This window comes from Paraburkholderia sp. Ac-20336 (genome assembly GCF_017105025.1).
Lineage (GTDB): Bacteria > Pseudomonadota > Gammaproteobacteria > Burkholderiales > Burkholderiaceae > Paraburkholderia.
Window position 1 is genome coordinate 1 of sequence record NZ_JAAGPS010000097.1, and the last position, 20518, is coordinate 20518.

At 62.5% G+C, this 20518-nt stretch carries 20 protein-coding genes; 12 read left to right on the forward strand and 8 right to left on the reverse strand.

Features of this window, described 5'->3' with window-relative positions; translation table 11 throughout:
* The 5 genes from GXB81_RS22730 to GXB81_RS22750 form a co-directional block, all read right to left on the reverse strand.
* A partial coding sequence (locus GXB81_RS22730; protein WP_205990379.1) for a type II and III secretion system protein family protein occupies positions 1 to 1658 on the reverse strand: 1658 nt, incomplete at its 3' end.
* Between the two features lie 100 nt (positions 1659 to 1758).
* Positions 1759 to 2583, reverse strand: coding sequence for a Flp pilus assembly protein CpaB (gene cpaB, locus GXB81_RS22735; protein ID WP_205990380.1), 825 nt, complete (start codon positions 2581 to 2583; stop codon positions 1759 to 1761).
* A 35-nt stretch (positions 2584 to 2618) separates the two neighbouring features.
* Complete coding sequence (locus GXB81_RS22740; RefSeq protein WP_167042671.1) at positions 2619 to 3161, reverse strand: prepilin peptidase; 543 nt, start codon at positions 3159 to 3161, stop codon at positions 2619 to 2621.
* Between the two features lie 139 nt (positions 3162 to 3300).
* Entirely contained in the window at positions 3301 to 3471 is a 171-nt protein-coding gene (locus GXB81_RS22745; protein WP_167042673.1) for a Flp family type IVb pilin, read from the reverse strand.
* Between the two features lie 94 nt (positions 3472 to 3565).
* Positions 3566 to 3799, reverse strand: coding sequence for a hypothetical protein (locus GXB81_RS22750; RefSeq protein WP_167283752.1), 234 nt, complete (start codon positions 3797 to 3799; stop codon positions 3566 to 3568).
* Positions 3800 to 4391: 592 nt separating this feature from the next.
* On the opposite strand from GXB81_RS22750, the gene GXB81_RS22755 reads away from it, so the two are divergent.
* The 10 genes from GXB81_RS22755 to GXB81_RS22800 all read left to right on the forward strand — a co-directional run bounded on the left by GXB81_RS22755 (position 4392) and on the right by GXB81_RS22800 (position 15817).
* The gene (locus GXB81_RS22755; RefSeq protein WP_241016481.1) at positions 4392 to 5681 is read left to right on the forward strand and encodes a glycosyltransferase family 87 protein; all 1290 of its coding nucleotides are present in this window, start codon (positions 4392 to 4394) and stop codon (positions 5679 to 5681) included.
* Between the two features lie 13 nt (positions 5682 to 5694).
* Positions 5695 to 6756 carry a glycosyltransferase family 2 protein gene (locus tag GXB81_RS22760; RefSeq protein WP_205990381.1) on the forward strand — a complete coding sequence of 354 codons (1062 nt, stop codon included), beginning with the start codon at positions 5695 to 5697 and terminating at the stop codon, positions 6754 to 6756.
* A 14-nt stretch (positions 6757 to 6770) separates the two neighbouring features.
* Positions 6771 to 7523 carry a class I SAM-dependent methyltransferase gene (locus GXB81_RS22765; protein ID WP_205990382.1) on the forward strand — a complete coding sequence of 251 codons (753 nt, stop codon included), beginning with the start codon at positions 6771 to 6773 and terminating at the stop codon, positions 7521 to 7523.
* 311 nt (positions 7524 to 7834) lie between these two features.
* Positions 7835 to 8236, forward strand: coding sequence for a hypothetical protein (locus tag GXB81_RS22770; protein ID WP_167042681.1), 402 nt, complete (start codon positions 7835 to 7837; stop codon positions 8234 to 8236).
* A gap of 226 nt (positions 8237 to 8462) precedes the next feature.
* Positions 8463 to 8714 (forward strand): PAAR domain-containing protein, encoded by a 252-nt coding sequence (locus GXB81_RS22775; RefSeq protein ID WP_205990383.1) that lies wholly within the window; start codon positions 8463 to 8465, stop codon positions 8712 to 8714.
* A 10-nt stretch (positions 8715 to 8724) separates the two neighbouring features.
* On the forward strand, positions 8725 to 11550 hold the full coding sequence (tssI, locus tag GXB81_RS22780) for a type VI secretion system Vgr family protein (protein ID WP_205990384.1): 2826 nt from the start codon (positions 8725 to 8727) through the stop codon (positions 11548 to 11550).
* Positions 11547 to 13094 (forward strand): hypothetical protein, encoded by a 1548-nt coding sequence (locus GXB81_RS22785; protein WP_205990385.1) that lies wholly within the window; start codon positions 11547 to 11549, stop codon positions 13092 to 13094. Before tssI ends, GXB81_RS22785 begins: the two co-directional genes overlap by 4 nt.
* A gap of 10 nt (positions 13095 to 13104) precedes the next feature.
* Positions 13105 to 14175 carry an Imm72 family immunity protein gene (locus GXB81_RS22790; protein WP_205990386.1) on the forward strand — a complete coding sequence of 357 codons (1071 nt, stop codon included), beginning with the start codon at positions 13105 to 13107 and terminating at the stop codon, positions 14173 to 14175.
* 410 nt (positions 14176 to 14585) lie between these two features.
* A complete protein-coding gene (locus GXB81_RS22795; protein WP_205990387.1) occupies positions 14586 to 15065 on the forward strand; it encodes a hypothetical protein in 480 nt (159 codons plus the stop codon).
* Between the two features lie 11 nt (positions 15066 to 15076).
* Positions 15077 to 15817: a hypothetical protein gene (locus GXB81_RS22800; RefSeq protein ID WP_205990388.1), complete on the forward strand. Its 741-nt coding sequence runs from the start codon at positions 15077 to 15079 to the stop codon at positions 15815 to 15817.
* Between the two features lie 13 nt (positions 15818 to 15830).
* Here GXB81_RS22800 and GXB81_RS22805 read toward each other — a convergent pair whose 3' ends face one another.
* From GXB81_RS22805 to GXB81_RS22815, 3 genes are all read right to left on the reverse strand, one after another.
* Positions 15831 to 16031: a DUF2783 domain-containing protein gene (locus GXB81_RS22805; protein ID WP_205990389.1), complete on the reverse strand. Its 201-nt coding sequence runs from the start codon at positions 16029 to 16031 to the stop codon at positions 15831 to 15833.
* A 32-nt stretch (positions 16032 to 16063) separates the two neighbouring features.
* Positions 16064 to 17851 carry an FAD-dependent oxidoreductase gene (locus GXB81_RS22810; protein WP_205990390.1) on the reverse strand — a complete coding sequence of 596 codons (1788 nt, stop codon included), beginning with the start codon at positions 17849 to 17851 and terminating at the stop codon, positions 16064 to 16066.
* A 115-nt stretch (positions 17852 to 17966) separates the two neighbouring features.
* Positions 17967 to 18926, reverse strand: a complete 960-nt coding sequence (locus tag GXB81_RS22815) for an MBL fold metallo-hydrolase (protein ID WP_205990391.1) — start codon at positions 18924 to 18926, stop codon at positions 17967 to 17969.
* Between the two features lie 129 nt (positions 18927 to 19055).
* Here GXB81_RS22815 and GXB81_RS22820 point away from each other — a divergent pair, with 129 nt between their 5' ends.
* Both GXB81_RS22820 and GXB81_RS22825 read left to right on the forward strand, forming a co-directional pair.
* Complete coding sequence (locus GXB81_RS22820) at positions 19056 to 19499, forward strand: hypothetical protein (RefSeq protein ID WP_240158965.1); 444 nt, start codon at positions 19056 to 19058, stop codon at positions 19497 to 19499.
* Between the two features lie 45 nt (positions 19500 to 19544).
* Positions 19545 to 20507 carry an IclR family transcriptional regulator gene (locus tag GXB81_RS22825; protein WP_205990392.1) on the forward strand — a complete coding sequence of 321 codons (963 nt, stop codon included), beginning with the start codon at positions 19545 to 19547 and terminating at the stop codon, positions 20505 to 20507.
* Positions 20508 to 20518: the final 11 nt, after the last annotated feature.

Consider the following 20518-nt stretch of genomic DNA (forward strand, 5'->3'; position numbering starts at 1 on the left):
TCCGGTGGCGTCGTTTGCGGCGCATTCGGGTTCGGCGTCGTTGCAGCCTTGGTCTGGGCTGCCGGCCTGCGGCCTTCCATGTTGCCGGTCGCGTAGACCATCGCGTCGGACGTCTGCGCGAAGCTGTCGGTCGGCAGCGGAATGTCTCCCGGCGGCAGCGGCTTCACGAGATGCACAGTGATGATGAAGACCAGTTCGGTGCGATCCTGCTGGAACGACGTGCTGCGAAACAGCGTGCCGAGTACCGGCAATTCGCCGATGCCGGGCAGCGCCTTCAATGCGCCGGTGACGTTGTTCTGGATCAGCCCGCCGATCGCGAAGCTCTCGCCGTCGTTCATCTGCACCGTCGTCGACGCGCGGCGTGTCGTGATGAGCGGCAGGATCGCCGTGCCGCTGGTGCCGGTCGCCGTTACGGTGACGCCGGTCGGCGACAGTTCCGACACTTCCGGCGCGACCTTCAGGTTGACGCGGCTACCCGCGAGCACGGTCGGCGTGAACTTGAGGCCGACGCCGAACTCTTCTTCCTGCAGCGTGATCGTCGAGCCGCCCGTGCCGTTGCTTTGCGGCACCGGAATGAACACGCGTCCGCCCGCGAGGAACGAGGCTTCCTGGCCGCTCAGCGTGACGAGGTTCGGCTCGGCGAGAATCTTGCCGAGGCTATCGCTCTTCTGCGCGTCGAGCGCCAGATTGAACGGCTTGTTGTTCGCCTTGCTGAGCAGCACGCCGTTGCCGACGCCCGCAAGCAGCGAGCTCACGATCGCGCCGGTCCACGAACCGAAACCGCCCTGGATATTGACCGCCGAGCCGAGCTGGTTGAGCAGCGTCTTCGACACCTCGGCGACCTTCACTTCGAGCATCACCTGCTGCGGCGAATCGACTGTCATCATGTTGATGACTTCGGATCCCTTACTGACGCTCGTGCTCTGCTGCGAGATCGAGCCGCCGTTGCCGAAGCTCGCGGTGCTGGCCTGCTGTTGCTGCGTGGGCTGGGCGCCCGCGTAGGCGCTCGCGATGCCCATCGCCTGCTGCGCGGCCTGCGAGCTCGACACGCGGCCCGCGAGCACGAGGTTGCCGGCCGCGCTCGATACGCGAATGCCGGGCTCGTTCGGCAACAGTTGCGAGAGCGTGCGCTGCAAACCTTCCGCATCGACGCTGACGCTCACGTCGATGATCTGGCACGAGCCGCTGCGTCCCTGCACGATCATGTTGGTCGTGCCCACCGCCATGCCGACCACGTAAAGCGTGCGCGGCGAGACGAGCGTGGCCTCGGCCACCACCGGGTTGCCGAGCGTGCGATTGCGCGCCGGTTCGGCGAGCGGCACGAGAACCGATTTGCCAACGGGCACCGATACGTTCGACTCGTCGCGAATCTCGCCGGTGCAATTCGGCCCCGTGAGTTGCGCGGAAGCCACCGCCTTGCCGCTCGCCATCGCGCTCGGAATCGCCGCATTGCTGACGAGCATCGGCACGGCTCCGCGGCCGACCGGCAGAGGCGGGCTCTGCATGCCCCAGCCCGGCATCTGGCCGCCGGGCATGTTCTGCGCGGCGCAATCCTGCATGGCCGCGAGGCCGGTGCACAGCGCCGCGGCGAGCATCGTGCCGCCGAGCGCGCGACAGCGCAGGCCGCTGCCGGATAAGAAGCGTTGTTCTGTTTTCATGTTGCTGCCCCCGTCGCTCGAAGTGTGTGGATCGAGACGTTCCTGACTGCCTTTGTTATTCAGGTCGCGGCGCTTCGTCAGCCGGCGCGCCGCAGCCGCCCTAGAAACATTCGACACTGCCCGTCACGCCCGACAGCACGCCGATGCAGTTGCGCTTCGGCGCGGAACGCGCGACATAGTGCGTACGCACCGTCTGCACCGGCTCGGGCGCCGGCGCCGACGCCGGCATGTCGAGCAGCGAGAGCTTGGTCGCGCCTTCGGTGCTCGCGGTCTGCTTGTCGACCTGGTTGCGCAGCACCAGCGACAAAGTGCCGACGCTGCGCGCAAGGTCGAGCTTCTCGGCCTGCTCGGGCGTGACTTCGAGCGTCACCGCATTGACCACCTTCGGCGCGGTGTCGTCGCGGCTCACCTGCTGCGCGACCGCCAATACGAGGATCTTTTCGAGCACGATCTTCGAAATGCTTTGCTGCGCGTCGGCCTTGCCCGCTTCCTGCGTATTGACGATCACGTCGACGTAGTTGCCCGGCAGGGCGAAGCCCGCCACGCCGACCACGTCGTTCACGCGCACCGTGATCGCCCGATGCCCCGCGCCGATGACCGCCGACAGGCCGCCTTTCGTGCCCTGCGGCGCGAGCTTCGATTCGAGCACCGGCTCGCCGGGCGCGAGACTCGTCAACAGCACGCGCCCGTCGAGCGCCTTGCCGTCGGCGAACGCGCCGGGCGGCACGCTCGCACTGGGCCAGCTGACCATGCGGATCAGGTTCGGGTTGAGCGGCTGGCCGAGACTGATGTCGCCCGAGGCGACCGCCACCGGCGTCACCGCGCCCGAGGACGTCTGCAACAACCATCGCGACGCAAAACTCACGGCTGCGAGGCCCGCCAGCACGGCGATCGTCAGCATGACTAAAGCACGACTGTTTTTCATGGCAACACTCCTGCATGGTTCATGGAGACGCCTGGCTAGACCGCGGCCGCGAACAGCATCCCGAGGGTTCCCGCCGCAATGGCGACGCCGTATGGAATCGCACCGACCGAGATGGATTCCGCCGTATTCAGATTCGACTGCCGCAGCGACGCCAAAAACCCGCCACTCGTTAGCTGCCGCAGATTGACGAGCAGGCGCGCAAAGCGGCCTGTGTACAACGCGAACGCCAATGACCAGATGCCACCGATCAGAAACGTCGCGACCACGATGCGCCAGGTCAGCGCCGCGCCGACCCACGCACCGATCGTCAGCATCAGCTTGACGTCGCCGGCAGCCATGCCGCGCAGCAGATAGAACGGCAGCAGCAGCGCGAAACCGCAGGCGGCGCCGGCGAGCCATTCGAGCGGACCGGCGAGCGGGCCGTGAAGCCAGGTCTGCACGGCCAGCGCGGCGGCGAGGCCGAGCGCGATCACGCGGTTCGGAATCCGCCGCGCCGTGATGTCCGTGCTGGCGCTCACGATCACCAGCGCGATCACGCAAAGCGGCACGGGATGCGGCGGCAAGGGTGGCAGCGTCATGATGGCCTCGCTATCGTTAGTCAGTGAGTCAACCCGTGCCGCCGATGCGGCAGGATTGGAAATGAGGAGCCCAGGTCCGTGCTGGGCAATCGCACGGCGGCGACGGACGAATCGGAGCGTTCGTCCGTCGGCACCGGGCTTATACCGACGAAGCGAGACTGCTGAAAATCGTTTTCAGGTTCGTACCGAGCGTCGTGACGCCGCCGATGATCCCGAGTGCGATCAGGCCGGCAATCAGGCCATATTCGATGGCCGTCACGCCGTCTTCGTCACGAACAAAACGGACTGCTTGAGCGATAACGTTCTTCATGATTGACTCCCTTTGGATGTCTAATTAAAAGCCCCTGGCCGGAATTGGCGCGAGGGAAAGCACTACGGGCACTGCGGAAAAAACGAACGGCAGGCTAGCTTCGCCGCCCATGCCTCGTCATTTGCGCGCTGGCACGCACAAGCGAGACACCGGGCAAGACGAACCGGGAAGAACGGGAGAATTGGAGCGCGCTGCGCGCGCCGCCGGTGCGCAGGCGCAGCCAGCGGACAAACCGATGCGCCGTGGCCGCGAGCCGCCGGTGCAGCATCGGCGCATGGCCCGTGCTGCCGTGATGGCGCTCGCTCAGTCGCGTGAGCTGGTTGTTCATACTTCCCCCGTACTGTGTATTTTTCGGTGTCGGCTCGAGGCCCGCACTCGTGCCACACCTATCGCAAGGACGGGGCCAGCTACGCACGAATGCAGCAAACATGCGGGTCCGCGCCGGATGCCGTCGCGTACGCCACCGAAATCGCGTCCTGAATGTGCTGATTCCGCAACATTTCTCGCACCGCGCCGGACACTTCGCTTTCCGCGTAGAGGCCCGTCAATTGGGGCTCGGGATTTTTTTCCTGGGACTTTCCCTGGTTCGGTAAAAACGAAATTGACCGCGAAAACGGCCCTCGCCAAAGGGAGCGTCTGTCCGAAGCGTCTCATCGACGAGACGCGTTGGTGGGCTAGCGCACATTAAGGCGGCCGATTCGGCCACTTTTTGCCGACATTGGCAGCGCACGGCGCCCACGCTCGAAAACGCGAGCTTGAAAGTAGGACCGATTTCCGCCAACAATAAGTTGACCGGTTCAGTGCAAAACGACACGTTCTTCATTCGATGTCGCACGCTGACGATTAGGAATCTGAATCAACAAACAGAAAGACCGGAAGGTCCCCGCGGCCTTATCCGGATCACACGGGGATCGGGGATCATGTACGTTTCTCAGCAATTGCGCATGCGCGGCGCCGAAGACCAGGTGCGTCATTGGCTCACGCCCGAGCGCATCGTCTTTTACAGCGGCGCGATGGTCGCGGGGTATGTCGTCCTCATGTCGTTGTGGTTCTTCTGGAGCCACGGCTTCACCGATCATGAGTTCGCCCACCCGGGTTTCGATTTTTCGATTTTCTGGTCTGCTTCATACGGACTGCTGCACGGCTCGGCGGCGCAGGTCTACGACCATGCTTCGTTCGACCGCATCCAGCAGACGCTTTTTCCCGACATCGGTCGCGGCAGCCTGATGCCGTGGCTCTATCCGCCGACGTTCCTCGTACTGATCTCGCCGCTCGCGTTGCTGCCGACGCTCGTCATGTACTTCGTGTTCGTCGGCCTCGGCGTGACGTTGTTTACGGCCGGCACGCTGCGCGTCTCCGGACTCGCCGACAGCTTCAGAGGCTCGCGCTTCGCATGGTTCGTCGTCGCGGCGCTGCCAGGCGTGTTCGTGCCGGCCTCGTTCGGCCAGAACTCGCTGCTCACCGCGAGCTTCGCCGCGTTCGCGCTTTACCTGATGCGCCGTCATCCGCTGCGCGCGGGGCTCTGCATCGGCCTGCTGGCGATCAAGCCGCAAATGGCGGTGCTGTTTCCGCTCGTGCTGATCGCCGCGCGCGCATGGCGCACGCTGGCTGCCGCCGCGTTCAGCGCGGCGCTGTTCGGCGCGCTGAGCGTGCTCGTTTGCGGCACGCAGTCGGTACGGCTCTTTCTCGTCAACACGGCACTCGCGCGCGAGACGCTGCTCGAACAATGCAGAGGCTATTGGCTTGCGTCGCCGACCACGTTCGCGGTACTGCGCGAAAGCGGCGTACCGGTTGCCGCGGCCTATGCGGCGGAAGCCGGTGTTGCACTGATCGCCGCGGCCGCCGCGTGGCGGGTATGGAGAAACACGCACGACATCCGCCTGCGCGCGGCCAGCTTCACGGTCGCCACGCTGATCGCGAATCCGTACGTGTGGCACTACGAACTGGCGTGGCTCGGTATCGCGATCGTCTGCCTGAGCGCGCTCGGTCTCGACCGAGGATGGCTGCGCGGCGAGCAAAGCGTAATCGCGCTCGCCTGGCTGCTGCCGGCCTATGAATTCTTCAACCGCACGGCCGGGATGCCGCAGTTCGGACCGATCGTTCTGCTGCTGATGCTGTTGATGATCGTGCGTCGCGTGCGCATCGAGGGGGACCGCGGCGATGACAACGCCGCCCTCGCCTACGCACCCGCGCTCAAAACAATTCGCTAAACGGGGAAACGCCATGTCAACCCACGCCAACAAACCACTGATCTCGCTCGTTGTGCCGTTCTACAACGAGCAGGCCGCCGTCGAGCGCTTCTTCGCCGCGGTCGTGCCGGTGCTCGAATCGATCGAGGGCACGCGCTTCGAGATCGTCTGCATCAACGACGGCAGCAGCGACGCCACGCTCGATCATCTGATCGCGGCAAACAGCCGCGACCGGCGCATTCGCGTGATCGACCTTACGCGCAACTTCGGCAAGGAAGCAGCGCTGACCGCTGGCATCGACGAAGCGTTCGGCGACGCGGTGATTCCGATCGACGCCGATCTGCAGGACCCGCCGAGCCTGATTCCGGTGATGGTCGAGCACTGGCGCGCGGGCGCCGAAGTGGTAGCCGCGAAGCGCACCAACCGCCTGTGCGATACGTTCGCGAAACGCACGGCGGCCGCGCTCTACTATCGCGTGCACAACGCGCTCTCGGAAGTGAAGCTGCCCGAGAACGTCGGCGATTTCCGCCTGATCGACCGCCAGGTCGTCAACGCGCTGCGCAACCTTCCCGAGCGGCGCCGCTTCATGAAGGGCCTGTTCGCGTGGGTCGGCTATCGGACCGTCATCGTCGAATACGAACGCGAACCGCGCAGCGCCGGACATTCGAAGTTCTCCGGCTGGCGGCTGTGGAATTTCGCGCTCGAAGGCATCACGAGTTTCAGTACCGTGCCGCTGCGCAGCTGGACTTATATCGGCCTGTCGATCGCGACGCTCGCGTTCCTCTACGGCGGCTACATCATTGGCCACACGCTGTGGTCGGGCAACCCGGTGCCGGGCTATGCCTCGACGATCTCGCTGATGCTGTTCATGGGCGGCATCGAGCTGATCGGCATCGGCGTGATCGGCGAATATATCGGCCGCATTTACTACGAGTCGAAAGAGCGGCCCGTGTATCTCGTGCGGCGCCGCTATCAGGCGAAGAGCAAAGTCACCGTGCTGCCGACCGTGCGCCATGAAGCGCGCGCGCCGCACCTCGCGCGCGTCGAGCTCATGCGCAGGCGGACCGCGCCGCGCGTGCGCGTCGCCGGTCATTGAACGAGGAGAACATCATGTCCCCGGACGCCTACCTCGAAATGGCCGAGACCGAAGCCGAGCACTGGTGGTTTCGCGCGCGGCGCGACGTGCTGCGAACGATGCTCGAACGGCTCGCGTTGCCACGCGGCGCGCGCGTGCTCGAAGTCGGCTCCGGCACCGGCGGCAACCTCGAAATGCTGGCCGGCTTCGGCACCGTGAGCGGCCTCGAAATGGACCCGACCGCGCGCGCGTTGAGCGCCCGCAAAACCGGCGGCCACTTCGACATTCGCGCGGGCCGCTGTCCCGACGACGTGCCGTTCGGCCGCGAGCGCTTCGAGCTAATCTGCTTTTTCGATTGCCTCGAACACATTGCCGATGACGTCGGCGCGCTCGCAGGCATAGAGCGCCTGTTGACACCGGGCGGCCGCATCGTCGTGACTGTGCCCGCGGGTCCGGGGCTATGGAGCGCGCACGACGTATATCTGCATCATCACCGCCGCTATAGCCGCGACTCGCTGATGCGTTGCGCGGCCGACGCCGGCTATGAAATCGAGCGCATCACCTACTTCAACACGCTGCTCTATCCGCTCGCGGTGGCCGCGCGCTGGGCCGACCGGCTGCTGCGCCGCAAGCGCTCGACCGGCGACGCGATTCCGCCGCGAGTGCTCAACGATGTGCTCTATCGGATCTTCAGCGCCGAGCGGCATTGGCTCGCACATGGGCCGTTGCCTTATGGGGTGTCGTTGCTTGCGGTTTTGCGTAGGCGGGGGGATGTGGTGAGGGGATAGGTTCGAATGCGTGAAGCCGCTGTGCTTCGATCTGAGGCAAGCCACGCAAATCGACACTGACCCAGTACGTTATGCTCGCCAAGTCGTGTAGACACCGCGACTCTGGATTGGCGTCCGGAAAAGGAATAGGCGGGCAACCGCCGACTGGCGGTTTTTTTACGCCCGCATCAAGCGCTCCAATGGCCGGGCCTTGGTGGGGGAGCGCTTGCGCTCGCCGTTTCCTATTCACCGGTACGCCAACCTTGCCATGTGCCCGGCCACCCCGATTGGCGTCGGGGAGCCGGGTATCCAACCCGAATAGGAGGTGCATCTTGCGCCAGTTCCCCACTTGCCCCGAGCAAACCCGATCCCTGTTATCGGTTACCGACACTACCATCCGGTACGAACGCGAAGCACTCGAACAGCGACGTGCCGAACTCGTTTGCGCACTCGCCGCCGCCGAACAATCCATCAAGACTTTTCTGCCGGGTTCGCTCGAACATGGCAAGGCGCATGCACGCGTGGCCCGGCTGCAAAACGAATTGAGGCTCATCAAGGGTAAATCTGGAGTCGTCAAGAAACATCACGATCTTGGCGATCTTCTTATCGCAGTATGCCGCGAGCGGGCAACGCCTTCTGAATGGAAGTGCATCGTCGCAGAGGCCAGGCGGCGGCACGGGGTTCATGAACCAGTCTACCGACAGACCGAAACGACCCAAAGTAATTCAGAATAAATTTCTACAGAGGTGCGCCGAATACCTGATTTTCCGGCGCGCCCATCTTTTCAGTCTCTCTCCCCTTCGATCTTGCAAGCTATCAAGCCGAGCGAAAAAAACGCTCGGTTCTCCAAGCATTTTCAGAATTCTCCGATTGTGTGACGGCATACGGCTCAGGCAGCGTTCTATAGGCCGTTACGTCGCTGTTTGAGCAACGACTTTCTTGCAACAGGGAGACCGATAAATGAAGGATGAGCAGGGCCGCGAAATGGCGCGGCTGGGAGATACAACCGATCACGGCGGCAAGGTAATCGAGGCCGCCGACAATCTCACGCACATGGGGATTCACGTCGCGCTCGACGGACACCTCACCGAATGCCCGAAATGCGGTGGCACGTATCCGATCATCGCCGAAGGAAAACACACGCATCAAGGAACGCGCGTAGCGTTCATCGGCGACAGGACCGCATGCGGCGCTACACTGGTTCGCTCGTAAGGGGAGTGGTGTGAAAGACGAAGGCACCGTCACTCCATATCAGGCCCCCGAACGTACGCTTTCGATAAGCGGTCCAGCGCTTGGACTATGGACGCCGCCGCGCGTCAATCCGACGCTCGATGAGTCCGCGAAGCCGATCCTGATTCCTATCCGCCTGCATGGCCGAGAAGCGGTCGGCGAGCTTTACAGCTATACCGTCTGCATGCGGACGGACGTGGATATTTCCCCATCCTCGAATATCGTCACGCTCGACCTGGATAGCATCGTGGGAACCCCGGTCACGCTATCTATCGATATTCCGGGAAAGGGCACCTTCGTGCCGGGAATGCCGGGCGATACGGGGCTAAGCAACCTCGGCTTCCATATGCGCGAGCTTTCCGGGCAGGTCAGCGAAGCGCGATTCATCGGGCGCGACGGTCGCTCGATGATCTATGAGTTCGTCGTGCAGCCCGCACTGGCCGAAGCCGCCAGCGGCAGCAACTACCGGATTTTCCAGAATCAGACGGTCGTCGAGGTCATCGGGACAATTCTCGCGCCATATCCCATTGTGATCGACTGGCGCATCGACGGGCCGCTCTATGGAGAGCAGTGCTATCCCAGGCGAGACCTGCAACGGCAGCACTGGGAAAGCGACATGACCTGTGTGCGGCGTCTGTGCGAACACTACGGGCTGTTCTACTGGTTCGAGCATGGGAACGGCGTGCACCGGATGGTGATCGCGGATACGCCGTCTGCGTTTCACCCGCACGGTGAGGCATACGAAACGGTCCGCTTCTCGACGGGCAACCGCATCGACGAAGAACACATCGATCGTCTGGACATCGTGAGCCGTCAGACCGAGGGCAAGGTAACCGTCGTCGATCACGACTATACGAGGCCGCGTCTCGCACGCGCGATCATCCCCCTGCGTGGGGAAGCGCGCGACCCGCGTGAGACGGCGCGGGCCGATCAGGAGGTCTACGCTTACGCCAATGTGAGTCAGCCGCTCGCCGGTGCCGAGGGGCTCAATGCGAAACGCAACGGGACAGACGAGGAAGCGCGCTTCGTTGCACTCGTTCGCATGCAGGGGCTACGCTGCCGCGGACTACGCGCGAATGGACACGGCAATATGCGCGGCCTGACAGTCGGGCGCACATTCCATCTGACCGGCCATCCGTACCTGAAAGCGAACCAGCAATACGTGGTTCTATCCGCAACCCTGACGATCGAGGAAAACGATCAGGCGAGCGGCACGGACCAGATATTCCGCTGCGAGACAGATTTCGAAATCCATCCGGTCCGCGAATATTTCCGCATGCCGCACGAGACGCCTGGGCCGGTTCAGGCGGGTTTCGAGTATGCCGTCGTGACCGGCCCCGCAGGCCACGAAATCTGGACCGACGCCTATGGCCGCGTGAAATGCCAACTTGTCCCCGACCGGGAGGGCCAGTTCGACCAGGACGCCTTTATCTGGGTGCTTCCCATGCAGCCCTGGCAAAACGGTCGGATGGGTTCCGCTTTTGTGCCACGCGTGGGCAGCCAGGTTTTGATCGGCTATGTCAACGGCAATCCCGACATGCCGTTCATCGTCGCGAGCAGCGTCAACAGGTTCAACACGCCCGCCTGGAAGTTGCCCTTCAACCAGTGGGTATCGGGTTTGCGCAGCCGTATGCAAGGCGGTTCAGGCGCGAATCATCTTGCGCTCGTCGATACGGAAAACGAACTACAGGCACAACTCTCCAGCGATCACGGCACGAGCCAGTTAAGCCTCGGCTTCCTGCGCCGCATCTTCGGTAACGAAGGGCTGAAAGAGGCGCGCGGCGAAGGGTTCGAACTGCGGACAGACTTCTGGGGCGCGCTGCGAGCAGCGCGAGGCCTGCTGATCTCGACACATGAACGTGAAAGCGCAGCGGGCAAGGTCAAGGACATGGACGAGACGACCGACCGCCTCACGCAGGCGCGTGATTTGCACGAAGGGTTGGCGGGACTCGCACAACGGCACGGCGCACAAAAGCTCGATGCGGACCAGCGCGACGTCGCACGCTCCATCGAGCAGCAGACCGACGACATTCGCGGCGCGATCGGGGGGGCACCCCATGGTTTCCCCGAGTTTGCCAGGCCACACCTGATGCTCGCCAGTCCCGCGGGAATCGAGACGTCGACGGGAGGGAGCACTCATATCCAGAGCGACGAAGACATGGCCATTACGACTGGCCGCAGCGTCGGCATTGCCGCAGCCAGGTCGTTTCATGTTGCGGCGCTCGAAAAGATTTCGCTGTTCGTCCGCAAGGCGGGCATGCTACTTGTCGCCGCGTCGGGAAAAATCGGTATCGAAGCGCAAAGCGACGGCATCGACATAACGGCGAAGGATGATGTCCATATTGTGAGCAAAGACGGCTGGATCAATCTCATCGCAATGAAGGGGGTACGCATCAAAGGCGCAGACTCGACGCTCGAAATCAGTCTTGCCCGCTTGCTTGGCACGACGAGCGGCCTCTTCTGTATTCATGCCGCCGATCACAAAACCGATAAACCGCAGTCCAGCCCCTCTATTTTTCGGCAGAAGACGTACATCGATCAGGCATCCTTGCTACATCGCTATCACGATGGCAAGCCGGTTGAAAGTGCGAAGTTCGATATTGCTTATGACGATGGCAGACGCTACAGCGGCGTACTCGATAGCTCAGGCCATACCGATCTAAGCGGCGCTCCTGTCGGTTCCGGACGGATCAGGATCGGGCCTGATTCGCGGGTATTGCAGGTCAAGGCCAACGATCCAAGTCTTCATTACAAACCACACTGGAGCGAAAACAATTTCAGTGCGTCCGCAAACAAACAGAACAACGGTGGCGTATGAGTGACATCACAGTCAGCAATCCCGCGGAAAACCGCATCGGAGCAATCGAGACCGGCAAACGGATATGGGCCCATGCCGTCGCCGCGGCCGATTGGGTTGGCGGTGCGCTCAAGGGAGAATTCGGCCAGCAACAAACCATCGGCCAGATCATTTTCGATGCGACGCTCAGCATGTTTCCGCTACTGGGAGAAGGAACCGCGGCGCGCGATTCCATCGCGATCATCCTGCGTATGTCCGATAGCCGCCAATCGCTGGAAGACAAATGGGAATGGATCAGGCTGACTCTCTGCATGATTGCCGTCGTGCCGATCCTGGGCGGCGTGCTGAAGGGTGTCGGAAAGCTGTTGGTGCGCACCGCCGACAAATCCGAAGACCTTGCGAAGCTGGCCGAAGAAATCGTGCTGTTCGTGAACCGCATGTGCTACGGCAATGCCTATGCATGGCTCCGCACGCTAAATTTCATGCAGTATCAGGGGAAGATTCTCGACGGGCTAGCAGAAGCGTTGAATCGCTTTTCGCGAGGCAGCCAGTACATCGTGCACAACATGGGGGACGTACTGCCGCCGCATGTCGTGGCGTATCTGTCGGGATTGCCTGAGAAATTCCAGCCGATTCGCAGCGCGGCGGGACGGAGGGTTCCGCAGGCGCTGCGGGATCTAAACGAGGCGCTCGTTCGCGTGCGCGCGCATCTGGTTGAAGGCACCTTCGCGGATATTTCGGTCGGTTCAGGCAAGATCACGACGCACGAGGCCGAGGGGCAACTTTCGACGCTGGCTCGCGATGCGGGAAGAGCGGTGCATCCGGCGGCCGGGCTGGGGGATTATCGTCATGTTGACGGGTGGCCGGATTTGACTGGTGATGAACATATCCGTATTGATAAAACAACCAACGGTATTACGTACGAAGTCATTGCATCGTTTAGCAAGCTGAAACCCATCGAGGCGATCACGCTGAAGCCGGGCCAATACGCTCTAGCACGCGTACTCGACAATACGAAGCGCACAACGAAATCGGGCTACAAGCTGAAGGGAGAAGTCACGTCAAAAACCAAACGATCAAAAAACTGGTTACCCCGAATGGCGAGAAACGGCCATGAATGGCGTGAAAAATGGGCTGTCAAGATGGACTGGAACCACAACGGTGCTTATATCACGCTGGACCACATTCCGACCCTTGAAGAACTGAGGAGGGCTGGCATCCCGAACATACCGGATGACTGGACAGGCCTGCGCATATGGCGCGGTGAGGTATCAAGCCAGTTCGATGAAGACCTGGGGCGATGGCTGGAGGGCGGCGAGACGCAGTTCATCATCGACTTCGATGATCCCTATAACAAGGTGCTGGAAGAGTATGTGATGCGTTTGACTGAAAAACCGACAAATTGGACCGATGTGAATTTCGCGCCGGTTGACAGGGCAGCAGTTCGTCCGCTCGACAAGGATCAGATTCTGCCGAAGACCGTCCCGCACGGCTACACAAATCGGGCACCAGCAGTTGCGGGCCACGCCCTGCCCTATATCGACACCGCACAATCGCAATACTGAGGAATCGGACATGTCCACCTTTATGTATGCCGCAGGAAAGAATGACGAAGACGCGCGCGACCGCGCGTTCTACCTGCTGAAGAAATATACGAGCGCCACGCTATTGCGACGCGCGATTAATCTTTACCGCGAATTCCTGCGCGACTTCGAACGCGAAATCAAGCGACCGGAAGTCGAAATCGACTATAGCAATGATCTGGTCCGGTTCCTGAAATTCCTCCAACCCATGGAATACGCGGAGCGGCTGTTGATCAATCCCGCGCGTCGCGCGGAAGCATTCAATATGCTGCGAGATGCACTTGATTTTCACTCGTATATTTGGGGACGCAAGTATGAAGAGCTTGGAGCCGATGATTCCAGCGATCTTTTCTATAAAATCGGATATCGAAAGCCGGCGGAACAATCGTTCGGTGTCTTCGGAAAAGCCAACTCCGCCGCGGATCTCATATCAATGCTATGCGCTACGCTCAATAAGAATGGGAGAATTTTCTTTAGTCACCCACTCTCAAAAGCACGTTCAGCGATGTGCTGGACGTACGAGAGCATCTTCTTCGATAAATTGCCCGTCAATGGTATTCCACCTATTCATTTCCCAGCACGACTGACGAAGTGCCCTCCACCTAACAAAGACAACAAAAACGAAATCTGGAGCGGTAGCCAGATATCCGTAACCGGCATCTGGGAACCGTGGGCGATCGATCCGAAGATCGGTGTCCGTTGCCCAAACTACTGTCTCGCTGGCGACACTGCGAGCCAGTACCAGGTCGAAGGCACTGACACACTTGAGGATGTGCGCTGGCGCCTGATCTGGAAAGATACCCGCTACGAAAACGGCCGGACCCCGTCCGAGGAAGCTGACTACTTTTCACCTGACCTCTCCGCCAACGTGAATACTCCGATCATGCGATCAGCCCTGCCTGGGCAGGCCTGCCCCGAAAGCGGTGAATGGTTCGCACCGCACCTATGCAGTAAAACCATAACGATGGTCGCGGGCGAGATCATGCCCGGCCCCGAGTTCGGCGGGACCGGTTCGGTCATCTGGTATCTCACACGCCGCCCGCAAACGCCCAATTCGAACTGACAACTCCGCACTTCGACGACTGACGATAGGACGACGCCCGCCTCACTTCCGCGAAAGTTGCTTTGCAGGCAAAAAAATAAAAATCCCATCACTTCAATGAAAGACGGGATTTTTATTTGACAACTTGGCCCGCATAGCCCAAAGGCAAAGCACGCTACAGGCCGTTAGTTGCATTAAAACAAAACACAGACACCGCTTCACATACCATCAAATGAGAATGATTTGCATTAACAAGAAATTTGCCCCATGATTCAACCCATGGCCATGCCACCGACAACCCACCGAATAAAACCCGACGCGCTTGCCGCGTCGGCGCCGAACCGTCGCCTGCGCGTTACGCCGGCCTGCGACGCGGCATCGTCCAACCCGGCCGGCGCGACTTTCTGGACTGCGTCCATTCAGGAGCATCGATGAACTTCCGCTCTCAATACAGCAGCCGCCCCGAACTGGTCGACGATCATCCGAACGAGACCGCCTGCGCGCCCGATCACACCGTGCTTAGCGCCGTGCGCACATGGCTGCGGCCGACCTGCGAGTCCGTGCGCGGCAGCCGGCATTGGCACGACATCCTCAGCGACGCCGGCTTGCGCAAGGAAGGCATCGAGCATTTCGATCTGCTGATGCGCTCGCTGATGCGCGCCTCCTATCGTCCACTCGACATGCGTTGCCGCTGCGCGACCGAACTCGGCAAGGACGAGGCCGTGATCCTGCAAGCCATCGCGCTGCTGCAAAAGACCCATAGCGGCGCCGCGTTGCGCATGCTGAACGAGTGGCTGCCCGCGCCTTCGGCCAGCGGCGTACTGAAGCTGCTGCGCTGGTTCGCGATCGACCTGCTCGACGCCGGCGTCGAGCTCGACGTGCAGGCGCGCCGCGTCACCTATATGCATTGAGGACGCGATCGATGCTCATGTCACCGGAAGCGGACCTTGCGGTTGCCGCGCGTCCGTCCATCGCACCCGCCTTCGCACCCTGTCCGCTGAGCCGCCACTTTCCGCGCCATGCCGTCATCCCGTCGGCGGGCGAACTGCTGCTGTGGCGCTTTCGTTGCGAATGGTTGCCGGTGTCCGTGCAGGAAGGCGACTCGTGGCTGTCGAAGTCGGAACGCGAGCGCGCGCGGATGCATCCGAACGCGGCGCTGCGCAAGCGCTTCATCAGCGCGCGCGTGGTGGCGCGCTGGATCGTCGCGCATCTGTTCGAGTGCAAGCCGCGCGACGTCGAATTGCATGACGACGGCGACGACAAGCTGCGCGCGCATCATCCACGCGACGGGCGCGGCATCGTCGTCGATATCGTGTATGGCGGTATCTGGATCGTGATCGGCCTCGCGAAGACGGCGCTCGGCCTGAGCGTCGTGGTGCCCGCGCCTCGCCCGGCGCTCGACGCCTCGCCCGCAGGACTGCACCGGCTCGCACGCTACGCCAGCCTGCGCAGCGCACTGCGCGATACGTCGATCGTTGTCGAGCCGAATCTGCTTTCCGGCGAGACGGCGAGCGTCGCACTCGATCTCGCGCATCACGGCGAGTGGCACGTACACGATCTGCCGATGGGCGGCCAGGTGCGCGCGGCGGTCGCGGTCGCGCAACCGGTGACGAAAGCGTGGCTGATCGGCTGGCCGAAGGGAACGACGCAACCCGCCGCCTAACGCACGCTTTGCGTTAGCTTTCGAGCGCCCCCCCGCGCGCGCGGCGCATCGCTTCGAGCAACGTCGCTTCATCGCCGATATGATTCGCGAGCAGCAGAATCAGTTGCGCATTGGCCGACTGGCTCTGCGCATCGTCGAGCCCGCGATGCATGTCGATCAGCGCTTCGTAGAAGTCATCGGGGCGCGCGAGATTCGGTTGCGTATTCAGTGCCATGTCTGTCTCCCGACTCTCTCTTTAGTGTTTCTTCAGTGCGCTGCCGGTATGGCATTCGCGCTTGCACGTACGTCGGCGCTCGCCTGCATGCTCCCGGCCGCGCCTTCGACGCACAGCGCACGCCTGAGCGCATGCTCGACCGCCTCGGCGTCGAGTTGCCGCCAACGCGCGCAGACGTGCTGATCCGGCCGGATCAGATAGAACGTGCCGGGCTTCGCGTCATAGCGCGTGCCGGCCAGTCCCTCGATATCGTGCACCACGCGGATATTCGCCGGCAGGTGGGTCAGCGTGAAAGCATCATCGCTCACTTCGCCCAGCATCACGATGACGAGCTTCAGCGGAATCGGCGCCGCGCGCAGTACGTTCAACGCGGTCCGCGTCGCCTGATCGACGCCATGCTGGTCGCAGAACAACATACCCGTGAATGGCTCGCCGAGTTGCCGCAGCAACCAGGCCGGCTCGCCATCCATCCGCAGCGGCGCGTCGACGCACGCGGCGCCCGGCACCAGCGCGCCCTCGAAACGGTCCTTGTCCGGCGTATTGAGCGGCGAATCGCGCAACACGGCCGGCACCGACAAACGCCCGCTATTCGCCAACTGACGCGCGAACGGATAGTGCCGCGACAGCTTCAGCACGGCATCGCGAAACACGCGGCTCACCGCGCTCTTCGGCGTGATGAAATCGGTCGAACGCGTCGAGTGGCGAATGTTTTCGTCGGCGGCGAATTCGCGTTCGCTCGCATACGTGTCGAGCAATGCATCGGGCGCCTTGCCGCCGAGCACCATTGCGAGTTTCCATGCGAGGTTCTCGGCGTCCTGCACGCCGCTATTCGCGCCGCGCGCGCCGAACGGCGACACGCCATGCGCGGAGTCGCCCGCGAACAGCACGTTGCCGTGCCGGAAGCGCTCCATGCGCGTACACGAAAACGTATAGACGCTGACCCACTCGAGTTCGAACTTCGCATCGGCGCCGAGCAATGCGCGCACGCGCGGCATCACGCGTTCGGGTGTTTTTTCGAGCGCGGGATCGGCGTCCCAGCCAAGCTGAAAATCGATGCGCCATACGTTGTCCGGCTGCCGATGCAACAGCACCGACTGATTCGGATGAAACGGCGGATCAAACCAGAACCAGCGCTCGATCGGAAACTCCGCTTCCATTTTCACGTCGGCGATCAGGAAGCGGTCGCGGAACGTAACGCCCTTGCTGTCGAGCCCCATCATGTTGCGCAGCGGACTGCGCGAACCGTCGGCGGCGACCACGTAGCGGCCGCGCAGCGCATAGATGCCGTCCGGCGTTTCGACGCTCAGCGTGACGCTCGCGTCGCACGCGCCCGGCGTGCCGTTCTGCTGCACGCCGACCACCTTGCTCTTCCAGCGAATCTCGAGATTCGCGAGTTCCCGCGCACGTTCGAGCAGAAAGCCTTCGACGTAGTATTGCTGCAGATTGATGAACGCGGGCCGGTGATGCCCCGCTTCCGGTTGCAGGTTGAATGTGTAGACGAGTTCGCTCTTCAGGAACACCTTGCCGACGTTCCAGCTGATGCCCTTGTCGATCATCCGTTGCCCGCAGCCGAGGCGGTCGAAAATATCGAGCGAGCGTTTCGAGAAACAGATCGCCCGCGATCCTCTGGATAGCGAACAATCGTCGTCGACGAGCACCACCGGCACGCCCTGCTGCGCGAGATCGATCGCGGTGGCCAGGCCCACCGGTCCCGCGCCGACCACGATCACCGGATAGGCCGCCGGCTCCTCTGCACCTGGCATGCGCTGCTCGCGGCACGGCCGGTATTCGAACGACAGCGCCTGATAATCGATGCTCATCTCGTGTCTCCGTCCCGCCGCGCTCTATGGCGCGGCTTCGCGTGTACTTCCGCGCCGGTCTGCTTCCGCGCCAGGCTCTCTGCTTCGGTGTTTCTGCTTCTGCGCTCCTGCGCTATCAGACTTGCAGCGCGGCCCACATCTCCTTGTCGCGCTGCGCGGTCCAGATGCGCGGATGCGCGATGCCGCTCGCTTCGTCGAACGCGCGCGACACGTCGAACGGCAGACAATGCTCGTAGATGAAGACGTGGCCGAACTTCGGGTCCATCGCCTCGCGCGTATGCGCCATCGCGGCCTTCAGGTCGAGCTTTCGCGCGACCGCTTCACGGCCCGTCTGCAATAGCGTCGTGACGAAATCCTTCGTGTAATCGAGGCCCTTGTCGACGTCGGCCGGCGTGGTCAGCGCGGGACCGCGGCCCGGCACGAGCTTGTCGGCCTGCAGCGCGCGCAACGCTTCGAGCGTGGCCGGCCACTGTTCGAGCTGCGCGTCGCCGCAATAGCAAGCCGCTTCGTATTCGACGAGATCGCCGGAAAACAGCACCTTCTGCGACGGCAGCCACACGATCGTGTCGCCCTTCGTATGACCGGCGCCCAGATGCGCGATGCGCACTTCGAGCTTGCCGAGAAACAGCGTGATTTCCCGCTCGAACACGAGCGTCGGCCACGTGAGTCCCGGCACCGTTTCGACGCCGGCAAAGAGGCGCGGAAAGCGCTCGATCTCCGACTTCATGTCCGCTTCGCCGCGCTCGACGATCATCTCGTACGTGCCGCGGCTCGCGATGATCTGCTGCGCGCCCTCGGCGAAATACGCGGACGCGCCGAGCACGCGCACCGCATGGTAATGCGACAGCACGACGTATTTGATCGGCTTGTCGGTGACGCTGCGAATCCTTGCGATCAGGCCCTGCGCCATGGCGGGCGTCGCGGTGGTGTCGACGATCAGCACGCCGTCGTCGCCGATGACGACGCCCGAGTTCGGATCGCCCTCGGCGGTGTACGCATAGGCGTTCTCGGACAGTTGGGTCCACGTGACTTTCTTCGCTTCGAGATCGGCCTGCGATGCAAATGCCTTTGCCATGCTTGTCTCCGTCGGGGATGGGGGCGAGGCGAGACGGCGTGGCGCATCGGCAGGAAGACCGAAGGGCCAGCGGGATTGGAAGCTTGTCTCGCCCCGCTTTGTGTTCGGTCATTGCGCCGGTGTGTCGGGGTGAATGCATGGTATGGCCGCCACGTTTTATTTGTCAATAGCGAAAAGTATCGCTATACGCAAACCAACGGCGACGCGCAGAATCCATGTGCAAGCAAACAGCATTCGCAAATTACCAGCACTGCAGAGGTTGATGAAATGACCCAACGCCTTCGTGCCACCGTGATTTTTTATAACGAGGAAACGCAACAGCTCCAGCTGTGTACCGTGTACCGGGACGAAATCCAGGGAGCCATCGATCGGCAGATCGCGCGCGGATCGGCAATGAATGTGCCGCTTGGCTCCGACGACCCGACTGCTCCGCTGACCGACGAAACCTTACGGCAGATTGGCGGCATGGCCGTCCTCAACCAGGCTTCGGTACATCCCGAGTTGCGCGGCCGCTTGCAGGTCTCGCTCGAACACCCGGTCGACTGGGCTCCTGGAAAGCCGCCTATCGGGTAGCTCTTGCCCGGCGCGGTCTTGGGAGAAGGCAATCCTTCGATTAACATGAAGCGCTTTTTACGGACGAACGCGAATGTGAGCAAAGCGACGAAATCGGCGGCAAGCGCGAACGGTACAGCGATTACAGGCCGCGCGAGGAGCAAAGGCTCACGCCTGAGCAGCGACAGCACTGACAGCGCCGACAACGCGGCGCCGGAAACCGCCAAACCGCAGCGCGGCATTCAAAGTGTCGAAGTGAGCGGCCGCGTGCTGCTCGCGCTCGCCAGCGCGCGCGTTCCGCTTGCGCTGTCCGATCTCGCGAGTGCCGCGCAGATCGCGCCAGGCCAGGCACATGCCTACCTCGTGAGCCTGAGCCGCCTGGGACTCATCAAGCGCGACGAACTGTCGGGCCGTTACGAGCCTGGACCGCTCGCGCTGCGGCTCGGTCTGCTGCGGCTCGAAAACCAGCCCGCGTTCCGCGCCGCCGTGCCGCGCGTCGCGGCGCTCGCCGAGGCAATCGGCTTTAGCGTCGCGATCTGCATTGCCGCGCCGCAGGGGCCGACCATCGTCCGCTACGAGCATGCGGGGTTCCCGCTGCACGTCAATCTGCATATCGGCACCGTGATGTCGTTGCCGGCGACCTCGACGGGACGCGTGTTTTGCGCGTATCTGCCGCGCGAGACGCTCGACGCGATGTGGGCGAATCAGTCCGGCACAGCCGAGCGCGCGATGACGACACCCGCCGGACGCGCCGCGTTCGAGACGACGCTCGAACGCATTCGCGCGCGCGGGCTCGAGAGCAGTGTCGACGCGCCGAGTCCCGGCATCAGCAGTCTGAGTGCGCCGGTGCTCGACGGCGAAGGCCGCCTTCTACTCGCGCTGACGGTAATCGGCTCGACCGGCGCGATCGACGTGGCTGCCGACGGCCCGCTTGCGCATGCGTTGCTCGCCACGGCGAGCGAGATCGGCGCCGAACTCGCGGTGTCTTCTTCCGCGCCTTCGACATCGACACTCGCCTCATCCCTATAGCCCGCTTTCCA

Bases quoted from the DNA above. Each gene is read 5' to 3' on its own strand.
- cpaB (WP_205990380.1), bottom strand. From the start codon at position 2,583: ATGAAAAACAGTCGTGCTTTAGTCATGCTGACGATCGCCGTGCTGGCG.
- GXB81_RS22740 (WP_167042671.1), bottom strand. From the start codon at position 3,161: ATGACGCTGCCACCCTTGCCGCCGCATCCCGTGCCGCTTTGCGTGATC.
- GXB81_RS22745 (WP_167042673.1), bottom strand. From the start codon at position 3,471: ATGAAGAACGTTATCGCTCAAGCAGTCCGTTTTGTTCGTGACGAAGAC.
- GXB81_RS22750 (WP_167283752.1), bottom strand. From the start codon at position 3,799: ATGAACAACCAGCTCACGCGACTGAGCGAGCGCCATCACGGCAGCACG.
- GXB81_RS22755 (WP_241016481.1), top strand. From the start codon at position 4,392: ATGTACGTTTCTCAGCAATTGCGCATGCGCGGCGCCGAAGACCAGGTG.
- GXB81_RS22760 (WP_205990381.1), top strand. From the start codon at position 5,695: ATGTCAACCCACGCCAACAAACCACTGATCTCGCTCGTTGTGCCGTTC.
- GXB81_RS22765 (WP_205990382.1), top strand. From the start codon at position 6,771: ATGTCCCCGGACGCCTACCTCGAAATGGCCGAGACCGAAGCCGAGCAC.
- GXB81_RS22775 (WP_205990383.1), top strand. From the start codon at position 8,463: ATGAAGGATGAGCAGGGCCGCGAAATGGCGCGGCTGGGAGATACAACC.
- GXB81_RS22785 (WP_205990385.1), top strand. From the start codon at position 11,547: ATGAGTGACATCACAGTCAGCAATCCCGCGGAAAACCGCATCGGAGCA.
- GXB81_RS22790 (WP_205990386.1), top strand. From the start codon at position 13,105: ATGTCCACCTTTATGTATGCCGCAGGAAAGAATGACGAAGACGCGCGC.
- GXB81_RS22795 (WP_205990387.1), top strand. From the start codon at position 14,586: ATGAACTTCCGCTCTCAATACAGCAGCCGCCCCGAACTGGTCGACGAT.
- GXB81_RS22800 (WP_205990388.1), top strand. From the start codon at position 15,077: ATGCTCATGTCACCGGAAGCGGACCTTGCGGTTGCCGCGCGTCCGTCC.
- GXB81_RS22805 (WP_205990389.1), bottom strand. From the start codon at position 16,031: ATGGCACTGAATACGCAACCGAATCTCGCGCGCCCCGATGACTTCTAC.
- GXB81_RS22810 (WP_205990390.1), bottom strand. From the start codon at position 17,851: ATGAGCATCGATTATCAGGCGCTGTCGTTCGAATACCGGCCGTGCCGC.
- GXB81_RS22815 (WP_205990391.1), bottom strand. From the start codon at position 18,926: ATGGCAAAGGCATTTGCATCGCAGGCCGATCTCGAAGCGAAGAAAGTC.
- GXB81_RS22825 (WP_205990392.1), top strand. From the start codon at position 19,545: ATGAAGCGCTTTTTACGGACGAACGCGAATGTGAGCAAAGCGACGAAA.